The 17,873-nt window shown below is 74.9% G+C and carries 8 protein-coding genes; all 8 read left to right on the top strand.

Going from position 1 to position 17,873, the window contains the following annotated elements:
* Window positions 1-41: 41 nt before the first annotated feature.
* Window positions 42-317 carry a DDE-type integrase/transposase/recombinase gene (locus ABD993_RS36785; RefSeq protein WP_425569040.1) on the top strand — a complete coding sequence of 92 codons (276 nt, stop codon included), beginning with the start codon at window positions 42-44 and terminating at the stop codon, window positions 315-317.
* A complete protein-coding gene (locus ABD993_RS18270; RefSeq protein WP_345419540.1) occupies window positions 223-504 on the top strand; it encodes an integrase core domain-containing protein in 282 nt (93 codons plus the stop codon). The genes ABD993_RS36785 and ABD993_RS18270 overlap by 95 nt, the downstream gene beginning before the upstream one ends.
* A gap of 684 nt (window positions 505-1,188) precedes the next feature.
* Complete coding sequence (locus tag ABD993_RS18275; protein WP_345419543.1) at window positions 1,189-2,031, top strand: ABC transporter substrate-binding protein; 843 nt, start codon at window positions 1,189-1,191, stop codon at window positions 2,029-2,031.
* A gap of 138 nt (window positions 2,032-2,169) precedes the next feature.
* On the top strand, window positions 2,170-2,592 hold the full coding sequence (gene panD, locus ABD993_RS18280) for an aspartate 1-decarboxylase (protein WP_345419545.1): 423 nt from the start codon (window positions 2,170-2,172) through the stop codon (window positions 2,590-2,592).
* Window positions 2,589-6,092 (top strand): non-ribosomal peptide synthetase, encoded by a 3,504-nt coding sequence (locus ABD993_RS18285; protein ID WP_345419547.1) that lies wholly within the window; start codon window positions 2,589-2,591, stop codon window positions 6,090-6,092. Before panD ends, ABD993_RS18285 begins: the two co-directional genes overlap by 4 nt.
* A 17-nt stretch (window positions 6,093-6,109) precedes the next feature.
* Window positions 6,110-7,720: a (2,3-dihydroxybenzoyl)adenylate synthase gene (locus tag ABD993_RS18290; protein ID WP_345419549.1), complete on the top strand. Its 1,611-nt coding sequence runs from the start codon at window positions 6,110-6,112 to the stop codon at window positions 7,718-7,720.
* 8 nt (window positions 7,721-7,728) lie between these two features.
* Window positions 7,729-15,174: an amino acid adenylation domain-containing protein gene (locus ABD993_RS18295; protein WP_345419552.1), complete on the top strand. Its 7,446-nt coding sequence runs from the start codon at window positions 7,729-7,731 to the stop codon at window positions 15,172-15,174.
* Window positions 15,171-17,873, top strand: a 2,703-nt coding sequence (locus ABD993_RS18300; RefSeq protein WP_345419555.1) for a condensation domain-containing protein, incomplete at its 3' end; no start/stop codon positions are given. The genes ABD993_RS18295 and ABD993_RS18300, both read left to right, overlap by 4 nt.

A 17,873-nucleotide genomic window follows, 5' to 3' on the forward strand; every position in this document is an offset into this window, starting at 1 on the left:
GCTTCGCCCGCCGAAGCCCGAACCGGCTGTGGGTCACCGACATCACCGAGCACCCGACGAGGGAGGGCGAGGTCTACTGCGCGGTGGTGCTCGACGTGTACTCGCGTAGAGTCGTGGGCTGGTCGATCGATGCCTCGCCCACCGCGGCGTTGGTCACGAACGCGCTGGGGATGGCCATCGAGTCTCGCGACCCTCCGGCCGGCGCAGTGATCCACTCCGACCGTGGGATGCAGGGGGGGGTCCTGGGCCTTCACCGACGGAGCCGAGGCCTCCGGGCTGGTGCCGTCGATGGGCAGCATCGCGGACTGCTTCGATAACGCCGTCATCGAGTCGTTCTGGTCGCGGATGCAAGTCGAGCTGCTCGACCGGCGGAGGTGGAGGACGCGCATCGAGCCGGCCAACGCGATCTTCGAGTACCTCGAGGTCCGACACGACCGGCGCCGTCGCCACAGCGCGTTGGGCTGGCTCTCACCGCTGGAGTTCGAGACTCAGAGCAAGATCTGAGTCTGACCCCAATCCAGGACCGCGGTTGTCCGGATTTCGCGGACTGTGCGGACGCGGCCCGAGGACGGGACCGGACTGCGAGTCGGTGGAACTCCCGTACACGGGGCTCGTCGCCGTCGCATGTGTGAGGCCGAGCTTCAGATGCTCCCGGCCGGCAGTCGCGGTGCGAAGTGAGGGCAGAAGATCCTCGTGGCTGCGACTACGAATCCTCGAGGGTCGTTCGTCAGCTTCTGACTGATGTCGACCTGCTGGTCGTAGGTGCGCGTGGTGGACCGGAACCCCTCGCCGCCGCCGTCCCCCTGGCCCATCAATTTCGAGGTGTCGGCGTCGGGCCCTGTAGGCTATGGCGTGGTTGTAAGACAACTGCATCGCAGGGTGGAATCGTGTGCTGCTGCGGCGCCTGAGTTCCACGACTGTGCTGCTCGGGCGGTCGGCGTGCGGGCACGGTGCTGCCGTGGTTCGGAGAGACGAGGATCCGTCGCAGGGCCCTTGGAGTTAGGCTAGCCTAATGATAGTGTCCGATTCGTGCTTAAGTCGTCGAGGACGGTCCTAGCGGCGCTGGTGGCGTCGGCAGTCTTGGGTTTATCGGGTTGTGCCAGTGGTGGCCCTGAGCAGGGCGACGCGAGCGCACCGCCGTCTCAGTCGGCGTTCCCGGTCACAATCGGTCACATCTACGGGTCCACGGTGATCCAGGCGGAGCCGAAGCGGGTCGTCACGGTGGGGTCCACGGACCACGACACGGTTCTCGCCCTCGGCGTGACCCCGGTCGCGGTGAGTGCGTGGCGTGGGGCGGCGTTCCATCCGTGGAACGAGTCGAGTGTCGGTGCCACGCGCCCGGTCGAGCTGTCGGACCAGTCGACCGCGATCAACATCGAGGAGGTCGTGGCGCAGAAGCCCGACCTCATCATCGCCATCTGGTCCTCCATCACGCAGGCGGAGTACGACCAGCTCTCGAAGATCGCCCCGGTGGTGGCGCCGGACTCGGCCTACCCGGTCTTCGGTGCGCCGTGGCAGGCGACGACACGGACGGTGGGCAAGGCTCTCGGGAAGTCGGCCGAAGCCGAGAAGGTGATCACGGACACCGAGGGTGAGATCGCCGCGGCCAAGGCGGCCAACCCCGCGCTCGTGGGCAAGAAGGTGCTGATCGCGGCCGACTTCGGGGCGGGCGAGGCATATCCGACCCCGCCCACGGACGTCCGGTACGGCGTTCTCACCGGCCTGGGCATGGACTCCTCCGTGCCGGGTCTGGCCGACGTGTCGACGCTCAGCTTCGAAGAGTCCGGCAAGCTCAACGCGGCGGACGTCCTGGTCTGGATCACGATTCCGGGGGCCACCGTGGAGCAGAACCCGGTGTACCTGGCGCAGCCCGTCCACCTGCAGGGCCGAGACGTGTTCACCAACGCCGACCAGGGGCTCGCGTTGACCTACTCGACCGTCCTCAGCATCCCGTACACCCTGAAGAACCTCGTCCCGAAGCTGACCTCGGCAGCGGACGGGGACCCGGCGACCGCGGTCGCCGCAGCCTGATCCCGTTCCCGACGGTGGGTGGGCGAGGTGTCCACCGAGTCCACCCACCGTCCTCGTCGTGCCCGTCCTCAGCCCAGTTCCGTGCCCTCGGGGGCAGCAGCGTGCTGCTGTTCGCGGAAGGAGTGTTCCTTGACATCGGTGTACCGCCCGGAGGCCAGCCGTACGCTGCTCAGCGGCAAGATCCATCGCGCGACAGTCACCCAGGCGGACCTGCACTACGTGGGATCGGTGACCATCGACGCGGACCTGATGGATGCGGCCGGCCTGATCGAGGGTGAGCAGGTCCAGATCGTCGACATCACCAACGGGGCCCGCTTGGTCACCTATGCGATCACCGGCGAACGTGGTAGCGGGGTGATCGGGATCAACGGCGCCGCCGCGCACCTGGTGCATCCCGGTGACCTGACCATCATCATGGCTTTCCAGCAGATCCCCGACTCGGTGGCGGCCGACCACATCGCCCGCGTCGTCCACGTCGACGGCGACAACCGCGTGGTGAAGCTCGGGATCGACCCGGCCGAGCCGGTACCCGGGGCCGTCGACCAGATCGCCAGCCGATGACCGCACCGGCGGACCGGCAGATCACGGTCGACGAGCTGCGGCAGCTGGTCGCGGACCTCGTCGAGGAGGACGTCGACGACGTCGACCCGGGGAGCAGCCTGTTCGAGCAGGGCCTGCAGTCCATCGCCCTCATGCGGCTGGTGTCCCGGTTCCGCGCCGACGGGTACCGCATCGGCTTCGCCGACCTGGCCGAGCAGCCCACGCTGGCGGAGTGGGCCCGGCTGCTGGTGGAACGTCGGGAGCCGACAATCGAGGAGGCGGTCCCGGCCGCCACCTCGGACCGCGCCGTCGACCGGGAGTTCGACCTCGCCCTCCTGCAGCACGCCTACTGGATCGGGCGCGATCCGACCCAGCGGCTGGGTGGCGTGGCCCCCCATCTGTATCTCGAGTTCGACGGCAGCGGGGTGGATCCCGATCGGCTGCGCGCGGCGTTCGACGCCGTGGTCCGGCGGCACGCGATGCTCAGAGTCGTCGTCGGGGACAACGGGCGGCAACGGGTCGCACCGGCGCCCGCGCGGGGGTGGAACGGCCTGCACGTCCACGACCTGCGGGCGCTCGCGGCGGACGAGGCCCGGACTCGCCTGGAGGACACTCGACAGCGGATGTCACACGAGCTGCTCGACATCGGCGCGGGCGAGGTCTTCCGGGCCGAGCTGAGCCTGCTCCCGCCGGAGGTCGCCCCGGACCGGACGGCCCCCACCCGTCTGCACCTCGACGTCGACATGATCGCCGCGGACGCCGTGAGCTACCGGGTGCTGCTCGCCGATCTCGCCAGGGCCTACGAGAACGGCGGGACCCTCCCTCCACTCTCCTACGAGTACCGCGACTACCGGGCCGCCCGCCCCGCGCAGCGCGCGGATGCGCGGGCCGAGGCGCAGCGCTACTGGGCGGAGCGGCTGGAGCTCCTGCCCGGCGCGCCGGAGCTCCCGCTGCGGGCGGGCCACGCCGGGCCTGCCCGCGCGGAGCGGCTGTCCTTCTTTCTCGACCCCGAGCGTCGGGCGGCCCTGACCCGCGCCGTGCGGTCCCGCGGGGTGACCGCCTCGGCGGCGGTCGCGGCGGCTTTCGCGGAGGTGGTCGGCTACTGGAGCGCACAGGACCGGTTCCTGCTCAACGTGCCCCTGTTCGACCGTGAGCCCGTCCACCCGGCCGTCGACGAGGTCGTCGGCGACTTCACCGGGTCCGTCATGCTCGAGATCGACCTGCGCGAGCAGGCCACTTTCCTCGACCGGGCCCGGGCCGTCCAGGCCCAGCTGCACGCCGACGCGGCACACAGCGCCTACACCGGGTTGGAGGTGCTCCGCGACCTCGGCAGGCTGGCGGGCGACCAGGTGCTGGCGCCGGTCGTGTTCACCAGCGGCCTGGACCTGGGCGAGCTCTTCGACGCGCGGGCCAGGCGGTGCTTCGGGGACCCCGTGTGGATCATCTCCCAGGGCCCCCAGGTCGTCCTCGACTCCCAGACGAGCGAGATCGACGGCGGTATCCTCGTCAACTGGGACGTCCGCGCGAACGAGTTCGCCGACGGCGTGCCCGCCGCGATGTTCGGCGCCTTCACCCGCCTTGTCGAGTCGCTCGCCGACGACGCCGCATGGGAACGCCCCGTCGGGGACCTGCTGCCGCAGGACCAGCGAGCGGTCCGGGCGCGGGCCGACGACACGGCCCGGGCGGTCCTTCCCGAGCTGCTCCACGGGGACTTCTTCGACGCCGTCCGCTCCTCCACGGCGCACCGGCCCGCGGTGCTCTGGGACGGCGGGTCGCTGACCCACGGCGAGCTGGCCGGGCGGGCGCTGCGGGTCGCGGCGGGACTACGGGCCCGCGGCGTCGTGCCCGGTGAGACCGTGGCAGTCACCCTGCCGCGCGGTCCGGACCAGATCGTGGCGGTGCTCGGAGTTCTGGCGGCCGGCGGGACCTACGTCCCGGTGGGCGTCGAGCAGCCGCCCGCGCGGACCGGGCGGATCGCGGCCGTCTCCGGGCACCGGATCACCCTCGCGGCCGAGCCGGGGCCCGGCCGCGTCGCGCTCGACGAGCTGGCGGCGCACGAGCCGCTGGCGCAACCCGAGCCCGTGGACCCGGAGCAGCCCGCCTACGTGCTGTTCACGTCCGGGTCCACCGGGGAGCCCAAGGGCGTCGAGGTGCCGCACCGCGCCGCGATGGCCACCATCCGGGACCTGGTCCGCCGGCTCCGGCTGGGTGCGCAGGACCGCACCCTCATGGTGTCCGCGCTCGACTTCGACCTCTCGGTCTTCGACATCTTCGCCGTGCTCGCCGTGGGGGGCGCCGTGGTCGTCCTCGACCAGGAGCGGCGGCAGGAGGCGCGGCACTGGGCCGAGCTCGTGCGCGAGCACCGGGTGACCGTGCTGAACTGCGTGCCTGCCCTGCTCGACGCCCTGCTCCGCAGCGACGCCGAGCTGGGGGACACCCTGCGCCAGGTGCTGCTCGGCGGCGACAAGGTGGGGACCGACCTCCCCGGCCGACTGCGGGAGCGGGTGCCCGGCTGCGCCTTCGCAGGCCTGGGCGGGACGACCGAGACCGCGATCCACTCCACCTGGCAACCCGTCGAGGAGGTGCCGGCGGACTGGAGCTGCGTCCCCTACGGCACCCCGCTCGACGGGGTGCGGCTCCGCGTCGTCGACCACCTCGGTCGGCCCGCGCCGGACTGGGTCGCGGGAGAGCTGTGGATCGGTGGCGCGGGAGTGTCCCACGGCTACCGGGGGGATCCGGAGCGGACCGCGGACCGCTTCCTCGTCGAGGACGGGGTGCGCTGGTACCGCACCGGGGACATGGCCCGCTACCGGCCGGACGGCGTCGTCGAGTTCCTGGGGCGCCGGGACAACCAGGTCAAGATCAACGGTTACCGGATCGAGCTCGGCGAGGTGGAGGCCGCGGCTCTCGAGATCGACGGGGTGGACGCCGCCGTCGCCGTCGTCGTGGAGGGGGCGACGCGCGCGCTCGCGCTCGCCGTGCGCCCCGACCCGGTCGGGAGCTCCGCGCGCGAGCTCGACGAGGCGTGGCTGCGCGCGGACCTCGACGCCCGGCTGCCGGTCCACATGGTGCCGCGGATCGTCGTGGTCCTCGACGACCTGCCGCTCACGGCGAACGGGAAGATCGACCGGCAGGCCGTCCTGCGGCAGGTGGCCGCGTCCGGCGGGGCGCGCCCGGACGCCCGGGCGCCGCGGACCCCGCTCGAACGGGTCATCGCCGACGTCTGGGCGGAGGTGATCGGCCTGGAACGGATCGGTTCGGACGACTCGCTGTTCGCCGTCGGCGGTGACTCGGTGCTCGCCACAGCCATCGTCGCGGTGCTGCGCGAGCGGCTCGACACCGACGAGGTGTCGGTGCGGATGCTGTTCGGCTCGCCGACCGTCGCGGGCCTCGCGGCCGCGATGCTCGCCGGCTCGGGCGACCCCGACCGGCTGGCGGCGGTCGCCGGGATCGCGGCGGACGTGTCCGCCATGTCCGACACCGACATCGCCGCCGAGCTGGCCGCGGGCGGCGCCCAGTGACCGGCACCGTGCCGGGCGTGGCGGCGACCGGGACGGGCTGGCCCGACGAGTTCGTCGCCCGGTACGTGGCCGCGGGAGTGTGGGGCGACCGGACCCTCGGCGGGCTGCCGCGGGAGTGGGCCCGGCGTGCGCCGCGGGATCCCGCTCTCGTCTCCGGTGCGGAGCGGATCGACTACAGCGACCTGGACCGCCGGGTCGACGAGATGGCCGCGGGGCTGCTCCGGAGGGGCATCGGTGCGGGTGACGCCGTGGTGCTGCACCTGCCCAACGTCCCGGAGTTCGTGGTGGTGCTGTTCGCGCTCGCCCGGATCGGCGCGCTGCCGGTCCTGGTCCTGCCTGCGCACCGGAGGGCCGAGGTGTCCCACGTGGCGGCCGTCAGCGGTGCGGTGGCCTATGTGGTCCCCGACCGGCACGAGGGGTTCGACTACCGGTCGCTCGCCACCGAGGTGCGGGCGGACGTGCCGCACCTGCGTGAGGTGCTCGTCGTCGGGGACCCCGGTGAGCATGGCGCCCTGGACGAGGTGCCGGTGCCGGGTGCCGGCCCGGTCCCCGACGCGGCGCGGTCCGAGGACGTGGCCCTGCTGCTGATGTCCGGGGGGACCACCGGCCGACCGAAGCTGATCCCCCGGACGCATCGCGACTACGTGTACAACGCCGAGGCGACGGCCGAGGTCTGCGGCCTGACCTCGGCGGACGTCACGTTGTCGGTCCTGCCGATCGGGCACAACCTGCCGCTGGCCTGTCCGGGGGTGATCGGCACCATGGCGGTGGGCGGCACCGTGGTGCTCGCGCGCGCCGGGTCGCCGGAGACCGCCTTCGAGCTGATCGAGCGGGAGGGCGTGACGTTCGCGGCCGTCGTCCCGCCGCTGGCGCGGCTCTGGGTGGAGGCCGCGACGGCGGGCGGTGCGCCCCGCGGGCTGCGGTCGCTCATGGTGGGCGGCGCGCGCTGCGACCGCGCGCTGGCCGCGTCGATCGGGCCTGCGCTGGGCTGCCGGTTGATCCAGTCCTTCGGGATGGCCGAGGGACTGCTGACCCACACCCGTCCCGAGGACGGCGACGAGCTCGTCGTCGGGACGCAGGGGCGACCGCTCTCCCCGCTCGACGAGATCCGGGTGCTCGGCCCCGATGGCACTCCGGTTCCCGCCGGGGAGGTCGGTGAGCTGTGGACCCGCGGTCCGTACACGATCCGCGGCTACCACCGCGCCCCCGAGTACAACGCGCTCGCGTTCGACGCCGAGGGCTTCTACCGCACCGGCGACCTGGTCCGCGTGCTGCCCAGCGGGCACCTCGTCGTCGAGGGACGGGTCAAGGAGGTCGTCAACCGGGGTGGGGAGAACGTCTCGGAGACGGAGCTGGAGGAGCAGCTGCTCGAGCACCCGGACGTGGTGCGCGCGGCCGTCTTCGGCCTGCCGGACCCCGACCTCGGCGAGATCGTGTGCGCCGCGCTGGTCCTGGCGGGCGGGGTCGGGAAGCCGCCCCGGGCCAAGGACGTCGCCGCCTTCCTTCGCACCCGCGGGCTCGCCCGCTTCAAGCACCCGGACCGACTGTTCATCGTGGACGACCTGCCGCTCACCGCCGTCGGGAAGGTCGACAAGAAGGCGCTCGCGCGCACCGTGACGCCCACGTGAGGATCGCCATGAGCACCGACACCGACACCGACCCGCGTAAGGAGCTGCTGGCCCGCAGGCTCGCCGCGGCCGGCCTCGCCCGGACCGCGCCGCGGGTGCGCGAGCGCCACGGGCGCACGGACTTCCCGCTGTCGGCCGCGCAGCACCGGGCGTGGCTCCGCCAGCAGATCCGCCCGGACAGCGTCGCGGACAACCTGGGCATCGAGATCGGCTTCGAGGGCGACATCGGTGGAGACGAGCTGGCCGCGTCGTTCCGCGCGGTGGTGCGCGCCCACGAGGTGCTCCGCACGACCTACCACGAGGGCCCGGACGGCCCGATGCAGCGGGTCCACGCGGACCTGCACTGGGACGTCGAGCGCCTCGACCTGCGGGGGCGGCCGGGGGAGCACCCGGACCCGGCCGCCGCGCTGCTCGCCCGCCCGTTCGACTTGGGAACCGAGGGGCCGCTTCGGGTCCTGCTGGTCCGCGAGTCCGACACCCGCCTCACCGCCGTCGTCGTGGTGCACCACATCGCCTGGGACGGGCCGAGCTTCGCCGTGCTGTGCCGCGAGCTCGCCGAGCACCACCGCGGCGTGCCCCCGTCGCCGAGGCCGGCGCAGGTCGCCGACCTGGCCGCCGGGCAGGAGCCGCCGCGGGCCGCGGACCGCGAGTACTGGCTGGCCCGGCTCGGCGAGCCCGCGGAGCCGCTGTTCGCGGGCCTCGCCCCGGAGGACCGGGGTGCGGACGTCGAGGCCGGGCGGCGGGTGGACCGGCGGATGCCGCGCGCCACCGCGGAGGCCCTGCGGGCCACGGCCCGCGCCCTCGACACCACTCCCTACCTCGTCGTCCTCGCCGCATACACCACGCTCCTGGCCCGGATCGGGTCGACCGGCGACGTGTCCGTCGGGACGGTCGTCGTGAACCGCGAGGACATCGGCGCCGACGGCCTGGTCGGGAACTTCACCAACCTCGTGGTGCTGCGCACCGCGGTGCCCGCCGACGACACGTTCCGCGGGCTGGTGGCGCGCACGGCGGCGGTGTCCGCCGAGGCGCGCGAGCACGCCCGCCTCCCCTTCGCGCAGCTGGTCGAGGACCTGGCCCCCGAGCGCGACGGCCGGGGCGGGGTCCTCTTCGACGCCGTGCTGGACTTCCTCGACCAGAACCTCGACGGCCCGACGCTGCCCGGCTGCCGCACGTGGTCGCGTCGGATCGAGAACCCCACGGCCCAGCAGCCGCTCGTACTCGAGGTGTTCCTGACCGCCGACGGGCTCGTGGCCGAGGCGACGTTCGCGACCTCCCGGCTGTCGTCCGGTGTGGTGTCCGGGCTGCTGGCCGATCTGGAGGCGGTCCTGCTGTCCGCGGCGGAGGACCCGGAGCGGACGGTCGCGGCGCTGCTCGCCGATCTCGCCGTCCCCACGCCGGTGGAGCCGCCCGCCGCGGCCGCCCCGCCGGTGGCGGAAGTGCTGCGGGAGCGGTTCGCGAGCCGCGGCCGGGCACCCGCACTGGTGGCCGGGGACGAGGTGGTCACCTACGCCGCCCTGGGGGAGCGGGTCGCCACCCTCGCGGCCCGGCTGCGCGCGGCGGGGGCCGGGCCGGAGGTCCGGGTCGCCGTGGCGCTCCCGCGGTCGGTGGACCTGGTGGTCGCGCTGCTGGCGGTGCTCGACGTGGGCGCCGTCGTGGTGCCCGTCGACGTGGGCTACCCGGCGGACCGGGTGCGGGCCATGCTGGAGGACTCGGCCCCCGCGTGCGTCCTGGCCCTCCCGGAGATCGCGGCGATGCACCCCGCGGCGGTCGCTCTGGACGTGTCCGGTCCCGCTGCCCCGACACCGGTACCCGCGGTCGCCCCGCTCCCCGACAACGCCGCCTTCCTGCTGTTCACCTCCGGCTCGACGGGCAGGCCCAAGGGCGTCCTCGGGACCTACGCGGGCCTGTCCAACCGGCTGGCCTGGGCCGACGAGCAGTGGCCGGTCGAGCCGGGGGACACCCGGCTCGCGAAGAGCTCGGTCAGCTTCGTCGACGGGCTCACCGAGCTGCTCGCGGCGCTCCTGGGCGGGGCTCGGGTGGTCCTGGCCGACGACCGCGCGGCGGTGGACCTCACGGCACTCGGGGCGCTGCTCACCGAGCACCGGACCGCCCAGCTGACGGTGGTCCCATCCGTCCTCGACGCGCTGGCCGAGGTCCGGGACGCGGAGTGGACCGGGATGCGGCGGTGGATCTGCTCGGGTGAGCCGCTCGGCGCGGCGACGGTGGCCAGGGCCGCCGCGCTCGCCCCGGGCTCGGTCGTCGTGAACTCCTACGGGTCGTCGGAGGTGGTGGGCGACGTCCTCGCAGGGGAGACCGACCTGGCCGACGACGAGGTGGTCGTCGGGCGGGCCGTGCCCGGCGCCGAGGTCCTGCTGCTGGACCGGCTGCTGCAGCCCGTGCCCGTGGGGCATGTCGGCGAGCTGTACGTGGGGGGTGTGCAGGTCGGTCGCGGGTACGTCGGCCGCCCCGGTGAGACCGCGGGCCGGTTCGTCGCGGACCCCCGTGGCGGCGGCGGACGGCTCTACCGCACCGGCGATCTCGCGCGCCGCAGGGCGGACGGCCGCACGGTCGTCCTGGGCCGAGCGGACGCGCAGGTCAAGATCCGCGGCGTGCGGGTCGAGCCCGCCGAGGTGGAGGCCGTGCTCACCGGTCGACCGGACGTGGCGCGGGCCGTGGTGGTGGCCCGCGACGACGGGTCCGGACCCCGTCTCGTCGGCTACCTGGTGGCGGCCGACAGTGCGACGACCGACCCCGACCAGGTGCACCGGTGGCTGCGCGAGCGGCTGCCGGCCCAGCTCGTGCCGGACCGGCTGACCGTCCTGGACCAGCTGCCGACCACTCCCAGCGGCAAGCTGGATCGCCGAGCCCTCCCGGCCCCGCACCCGCGGTCCGCCGTGGTGTCCTCGGGCGGCCGGGAGGGGCGGATGTGCCGGCTGTTCGAGTCCGTCCTGGGCTCCGCGGTGGGGCCGCACGAGGACTTCTTCGCGGCCGGCGGGCACTCGCTGTCCGCGTTGCGGCTGGTCAACCGGATCCGGGCGGACGTCGGGGCGACGCTCACCGTGGCGGACGTCTTCGCGGCGCCGACCCCGGCCGCTCTGGCGGGCCTGCTCGACGGTAGGCCGGCCGACGCCGGCGTACCCGCGCCACCCCTGCTGGGGCCGCGGGCCTGCACCGAGCCGGTCCTGTCGCCCGGGCAGCTGCAGATGTGGGCGCTCGGGCAGGTCGACGGCGAGACGGGCGGGTACGTCGTGCCGCGGGTCTGGGAGGTCGACGGCCCGGTCGACGCGCAGGCGCTGGAGGCGGCGCTGGCCGACCTCCTCGACCGGCACGAGATCCTGCGCACCACCTACCCCGCGGCCGGTGGGGCGCCGGTGCCCCGGGTGCAGCCCGCGGCGGCCGAGTTGCTCCGGGTGCGGCGGCTGACGGACCCGGCGGAGGTGGACGCCCTGGTGCGCCTGCCGTTCGACCTCGCCACCGAGCTCCCGGTGCGGTGCGGCGTGCTGAGCCCGGCGCCCGACCGGCACGTCGTCGTGCTCGCGGTGCACCACATCGCGGTGGACGAGTGGTCCTACCGGCTCCTGCTCACCGAGCTCTCCGCGGCGTACGCCGCCCGCCGGGCGGGCCGCGAGCCGGACCTGGGACCGCGCCCGCTGCAGTACGCCGACGTCGCGGCCTGGCAGGCGGCGGTGCTCGACGGGGCGGGCGAGGGCGCCGAGGAGGAGCGCCAGCTCCGCTTCTGGGCCGACACCCTGGCGGGGGCCCCGCCGGAGACCACGTTCCCGCCGGACCGCACCGGGGGCCCCGGGGGCGGCGCCGAGGTCGCCTGTGATCTCCCGCCCGACCTCACCGCCCGGCTCGACGCGACCGCCGAGGAGCACGGGGTCAGCCTGTTCATGCTGCTCCACGCCGCGGTGGCGGTCCTGCTGAACCGCCACGGAGCAGGCGACGAGCCGGTGATCGGGTCCCCGATGTCCCTGCGCCGGGACGCCGCGGCGGAGCACGTCGTGGGGTACCTGCTGACCACCCTGCCGCTGCGCGTGGACCTCGCGGGCGACCCGACGGTCGCCGAGCTACTGGCACGGGTCCGGCGCGCCGACCTCGCCGCGTTCGCCCACTCCGACGTGCCGTTCGCGCGGATCGTCGAGCACGTCCGGCCGGACCGCGCCCACCGCAACCCGCTGTTCCAGGTCGAGCTGGTGATCCTGCCGAACGACGTGGCGCGCAGCGAGCTCGAGCTGGCCGGTGCGGACGTCCGTCCCCTGTGGACCGGGAACGGCGCGGCGAAGTTCGACGTCACCTTCCAGTTCTTCCGGGGTACCGGCCCGGACGGCCGTCCGGAGCTGCGGGGGTCGGTGGAGTACGCGACCGACCGGTACTCCGCGGCCGCCGCCGCCGAGCTGGCCGCGCGGCTGCGCAGGCTGCTGGAACAGTTCGCGGCCCGGCCCACCGCCCGCCTCGGCGAGCTGCGGGTGCTGAGCTCCGGCGACGAGCTGCGGCTGCTGGACCGACGGCGACGGCTCCCCGTGCCTGCGGGCCGCCCGGCGGCCCTCGCCGAGGTGTTCGCCCGCGCGGTCGAGGCCCGGCCCGACGCGGTGGCGCTGGTCGCCGGGGCGGACCGCCTGACCTACCGCGCCCTGGCGGAGCGGGTCCGGAGGGTCGCGGCCGCGCTGGTGGCGCGGGGCGTGCAGCCTGGTGACCGGGTCGCGATCGCGGTGCCCCGCTCGGCCGACATGGTCGTGGCGGTGCTGGGAGTGACCTGGGCGGGCGCCACCTACGTGCCGCTCGACGTGGCGTCGCCCGTCCGGCGGCTCACCCTGATCCTGGACGACGCCGTGCCGCACGTCGTGCTGACCACGCGGGAGGTCGCGGAGACCCTCCCGCGGACCCCGGCCGGGTCGTCGGTCCTGCTGCTGGAGGAGCTGCCCACCGGCGGTGACCTGCCGGCGCGACCCGCCGCCGGGCCGGCCTACGTCCTCTACACCTCGGGGTCCACCGGGGTGCCGAAGGGCGTCGAGGTACCCCACCGTGCGGTCCTCGACATGCTCGACGCGGTCGGGGCACGGATGGACCTCACGCCGTCGGACGTCTGGACGCTGTTCCACTCCGTGGCGTTCGACTTCTCGGTGTTCGAGATGTGGGGAGCCTTCGGCACCGCGGCCCGCCTCGTGGTCGTCGACGACGACACGGCCAGGTCCCCGGACGCGCTCTGGCGGCTGGTCGCCGCCGAGGAGGTGTCGGTGCTGAGCCAGACCCCCTCGGCGTTCTCCCAGGTGGCCCACGCCCAACCGGGCGACGACGGTGCGAGGTCGCTCCGGTACGTCGTCTTCGGCGGCGAGACGCTCGACCCGCGCCGGCTCGGGCCGTGGTTCGCCCGGAACGGGGCAGGCGGCCCTCGCATGATCAACATGTACGGGATCACCGAGACGACGGTCCACGTCACGTCCCGCGAGATCCTGCCCGCCGACGCAGGCTCGGCGACCAGCCCGGTCGGCCCGCCGCTGCCCGGCCTGGGGGTGCTGGTGCTCGACGAGCGGCTGCGGCTCAGCCCACCGGGGGTGGTCGGGGAGGTGTACGTCGTCGGCGGCCAGCTGGCCCAGGGTTATCTGGGCAAGGCAGGCCTGACGGCCACCCGGTTCGTGGCGAACCCGTTCGGCACCGGCGGCGAGCGGATGTACCGCTCCGGGGACCGGGCCCGCTGGACCGCCGACGGTGAGCTGGAGTTCGCAGGCCGGGCCGACGCGCAGGTGAAGGTCCGCGGCTACCGGATCGAGCCGGGCGAGATCGTCGCCGCCCTGCTGCGGCAGCCGGAGGTCGGCCAGGCCGTCGTGGTGCTCCGGGGCGAGGACCCGGACCGACGGCGGCTCGTCGGCTACGTGGTCGCGGACCCCGCCTCCACCACCCCGGTCGAGGGTGCGGTGGTCCGGGAACGGCTGCGCGAGTCGGTCCCCGACTACATGGTCCCGGCCGCGGTGCTCGTCGTGGACCGGATCCCGTTGACGCTCAACGGGAAGCTCGACGTCGCGGCGCTGCCCGAGCCGGACTTCGCGGGTGCCGCGACGGGCCGGACCGAGCCGGTGACGCCGGCCGAGCGGGACATCCAGGCCGCTTACCACGACGTGCTCGGCCTGCCCCGCGCCCCGGGGCTGGACGAGGACTTCTTCTCCCTCGGCGGCGACAGCATCCTGGCGATCCGGCTGGTCGCGCGGTTGCGCGAGGGCGGGCTGCGGCTCGACACCCGGGACGTGTTCGGTGACCGGACCGTCGCGGCGCTGGCGTCGAGGGTCGCGAGGGCCGCGGACCCGGAGGAGGCGGCGCCGCCCGTCCGGCCGGTGCCGCTGTGGTACTGGCTGGTCGACCGCGCACCCGATCCGCGCCGCGGCTGGAGCGCGCGGACGGTGGAGGTCCCGGCAGGCCGGTCGTCGGCCGCGCTGGCCGAGGCGGTGCGCGCGACCGTCGAGCGGCACGACGCGTTGCGCCTGGTCCTGCCGCCCGACGGCGTCCCGACCCTGCGGGCGACGTGCGGAGGCGACGATCCGGAGGAGGTGGCGGGCGGCGACCTCGACCAGGTCGTGGAACGCACCGCGGCGCGGCTGGACCCCACGGCCGGGCGGATGCTGGCGGTGACGCTCCGCCGTGGTGACGGCGGCCCCGACCGGCTGGTCGTCGCCGCCCACGAGACCGCTGTCGATTCGGAGTCGTGGGAGGTGCTGCTCGCGGAGCTGGAGGCGGGCTGGACCGGTCGCGTGCCCGAGCCGGTGGGCGTGCCGCTGGCCGAGCTCACCGGCGCGCTCGCCGAGCAGGCCACGGGCCGTCGGCATCTCCCGGAGTTCCGTCGGTGGAGTGCCGTGCTGAGCTCGCCCGACGCGCTCGCGGCCCTGGACCCCGGAACCGCCGACGGACCCGCCGAGGTCCGGACGGTGCCCGTCCCGGAGGCCGAGGGGGCCGACGAGCTGCTCGCGATCGTGCTGGCGGGGCTCGCCGTGGCGGTCGCCCAGCTCGGGCAGGGGGGCCTGCTCGCAGACGTCGAACGGTCGCTGCGGGCCGACCCGACCCTCACCGGGGCGGTGGGCAGGCTGACCACGGTGTCGCCTGTCGCGCTGGCCGGTACACCGGACCCCGCGGCGGCTCTGGCAGCGGCACGGGCGGAGCTCGCCGCCGCACCCGACGCCGGGGTGGGTTTCGGGCTGCTGCGCCACCTGCACCCGCAGGTCGGACCCCGGCTCGCCCGGCTGCCCCGGCCCCGGGTGATGGTCCGGCTCGATCCCGGGACCGCACCCGCGCCGGTGGCGGGCTACGCGCTCGTGGTGTCCGGCGACCGGGCCTGCGGCGCGCCGCGGCTCCGGTTCGCGGGCACCGGGCCGGTCACCGCCGCCGTGCTGGAACAGCTGACGACCACCTGGAACGCCACTGCGACGGCCCTCGCGGCCGACCGGAACGGAGCCTTCTCGTGACCAGCGATGTGGACCGGCACGGCGTCGGCGGCGACCCGGTGGCGGACCTGCCGCTCCTGCCCGCGGTCGCGGCGCTGGCCGAGCGGCTCGCCGCCGCCGAGGCCGACGGCGTGGACCCGGCCGCCGCCGAGGCCGGGGCCGTGCGGGCACTGGTGCTCCGCGCCCCCGGCCGGATCGACCCGGACCGACTGCGCCGCGCCGTGGAGGCGTTGCTCGCCGCCCGCCCCAGCCTGGCCGCCCGGCGGACCGAGTACGCCCCCGGGCTCTGGTCGCTCGACGTCGGCGGCGAGGTCCCGACGGCGGCGGACGTCGTGGAGGTGCAGGAACCGGAGGTGCACGAACCGGACCCCGCCCGGACCGACGAGGCCGCCGCGGCCCGGGCGGCGCACGGCCTCGACCCGGAGCGCGGGCTGCTACTGCGCCTCCTGGTGCGCCGGGGCGCGGCCGGAGACCGCCTCGTCGTCGTGGTCCACGAGAGCGCCTCGGACGACGACGGCCTGGTGGTACTCGCGGAGGACCTGGCGGCCGCCTGCGCGGGGACCATGGTCCCCGCGCCCTCCGCCGACGTCGTCGACGTGGTCACCGCCCAACGCGCCGCCGGGGCTTCGGACGCGGCAGGCGACCTCGAGCGGTGGCGCCGTCTCCTCGACGGCCTGGACGGGCCCGGCCCGGTCGCGGCCTGCGAACCGGCCACGCTCGTCCGCCGGTTCGCCCAGCCCGGCGGCCGCCCCCGGCACCTCACCGCCAGGGTGCTGAGGGCGGTGGCCCGGCTCCTCGACCGGGAGGGTGTGCAGCGGGACGTGCTGGTCACCGTCGACACCGGGCGCAGGCCGGAGGATCTCGACGCCCGGTTCGCCCGCACCGTCGCCCCGCTGACGGATGCGGTCCCGGTGCGGCTCTCCCCGTCCGGTGCGGGTCTCTCCGAGCAGCTCGCCGAGCAGGCCTGGGGACGGGCGGCCCGCCTGCCCGTGCACCGGCACTGGGACGCCGCGGTCGCCGGCGGGGTCGGCGAGGTCCCGCAGCCGTGGGCGGTCGTCGAGCTGCATCCGGCGCCGAACCCCGTGCTGCCGCCGGGCTGGGTGCTCGAGCAGCACGCCCTGCCGGTCCGACGGCCGGTCGGGTCGCTCGTGATCCAGATGGTCGAGCCCGGCCCGGGGGCCGAGGCGGAGATCCGCCTCGCACACGCCGGCGGGGACCACGCGCTGCTGGAGACGCTGGCGGATCTGCTGACCGGCGGGGGGATCGGCGACCGCGTGGACCACGACCTGGCTGACGTCGCTCCGGAGGAGCTCACCGCCGTCGCCGGGGGTCGCCCGGTCTCCGCGGTCTGGCCGCTGTCGCCGCTGCAGTCCGGCATGTACCTGCAGAGCGTCATGGACGAGCAGCGGGACGTCTACTACTCCCAGACCGTCCTGCGCATGACCGGACGGCTCGATCGCGCACGGTTGGAGGAGGCGTGGCGCGTGCTGCTGCGGCGGCATCCCGCGATGCGGGTCGGGTTCTCCGGCGAGCCCGGCAGCGGGCCGGTGCAGTTCCTGCCCGAGGACGTCCGGGTGCCCGTCGCGGAGGTCGACCTGCGCGCCGACGCGGACCCCGACGCGGCGCTGCAGGCACTGCTGGCGGCGGACCGCGACGTCCGCTTCGACGTGAGCGCCCCGCCGCTGATCCGCGTCACCCTCGCCCGGCTCCCGGCCGGGGACGCGATGGTGCTCACCTACCACCTGCTGCTGTGGGACGGCTGGTCGCGCGACATCGCCTTCCCGGACCTGTTCCGGATCTACCGGGCCATCCCGTTCGACGGCCCGCCGCCACCCGGGCCGGAGCGCCACCTCGCCTGGCTCGCGGGGCAGGACCGCGCGGCCGCGCTCGCCGGCTGGCGGGCCCACCTCGACGGGGTCGAGCCGACGCTGCTGGCGCCCACCACCCGGGGCCGCGAGCTGGTGGTCGCCCGGACCCTGGAACACCGGCTGTCCGAGACGCTGTCGGCGGAGCTCGGACGCTGCGCCCGCCGGATGGGCGCCACGCCCAACTCGGTGTTCAGCGCCGCGCTCGCCCTCACCCTGGGCCATCGTTCGGGGCGGGCGGGCGCCACCTTCGGCACCACGGTCTCCGGGCGCCCCTCCGACGTGCGGGGCTCGGGGGAGACCGTCGGCGTCTTCCTCAACACGGTCCCCGTCCGGGTGGACCTGCGGCCCGACGAGCCCGTCTCGGGGCTGGTCCGCAGGCTGCACGCGGACCGGGCCCAGCACGAGGAGCTCGACCACGTCGGGCTCGGGGAGATTCAGCAGGAGCTCGGCGGCCGCGAGCTGTTCGACAGCCTCTACTCGCTGCAGAACACCATCAGCGAGGAGGGCTTCGTCGAGTACGCGCAGGAGCACGGCATCGCGTCGATGGACTACATCGACCACACACACTTCCCGCTGACCTGGGTCGTCACCCCTGGACGCTCGGTCAAGGTCAAGCTGGAGTACCGGCCCGACCTGGTCCCCGAGGATCGGGCGCGGGGGCTGCTGGCTCAGTACGTGCGGATCCTCGAGCAGGTCGTCGCGGACCCGGACGCCGCCGTCGGCGCCCTGGACCCGCTCCCCGGGGACGCCCGGGCCGCCCTGGCCGCGGGCTGGGCCGGGCGCTCCGAGCCCGTGCCGGACGCGACGGTGGCGGAGCTGTTGGGGGAGCGGGCGCGGGTGTGTCCTGATCGG

This window comes from Pseudonocardia xishanensis, from assembly GCF_039541715.1.
Taxonomy (GTDB): domain Bacteria; phylum Actinomycetota; class Actinomycetes; order Mycobacteriales; family Pseudonocardiaceae; genus Pseudonocardia; species Pseudonocardia xishanensis.

What these genes read in the sequence shown, in the direction of transcription:
- ABD993_RS18285 (WP_345419547.1), top strand. Translation starts at nt 2,589, where the DNA reads ATGACCGCACCGGCGGACCGGCAGATCACGGTCGACGAGCTGCGGCAG.
- ABD993_RS18295 (WP_345419552.1), top strand. Translation starts at nt 7,729, where the DNA reads ATGAGCACCGACACCGACACCGACCCGCGTAAGGAGCTGCTGGCCCGC.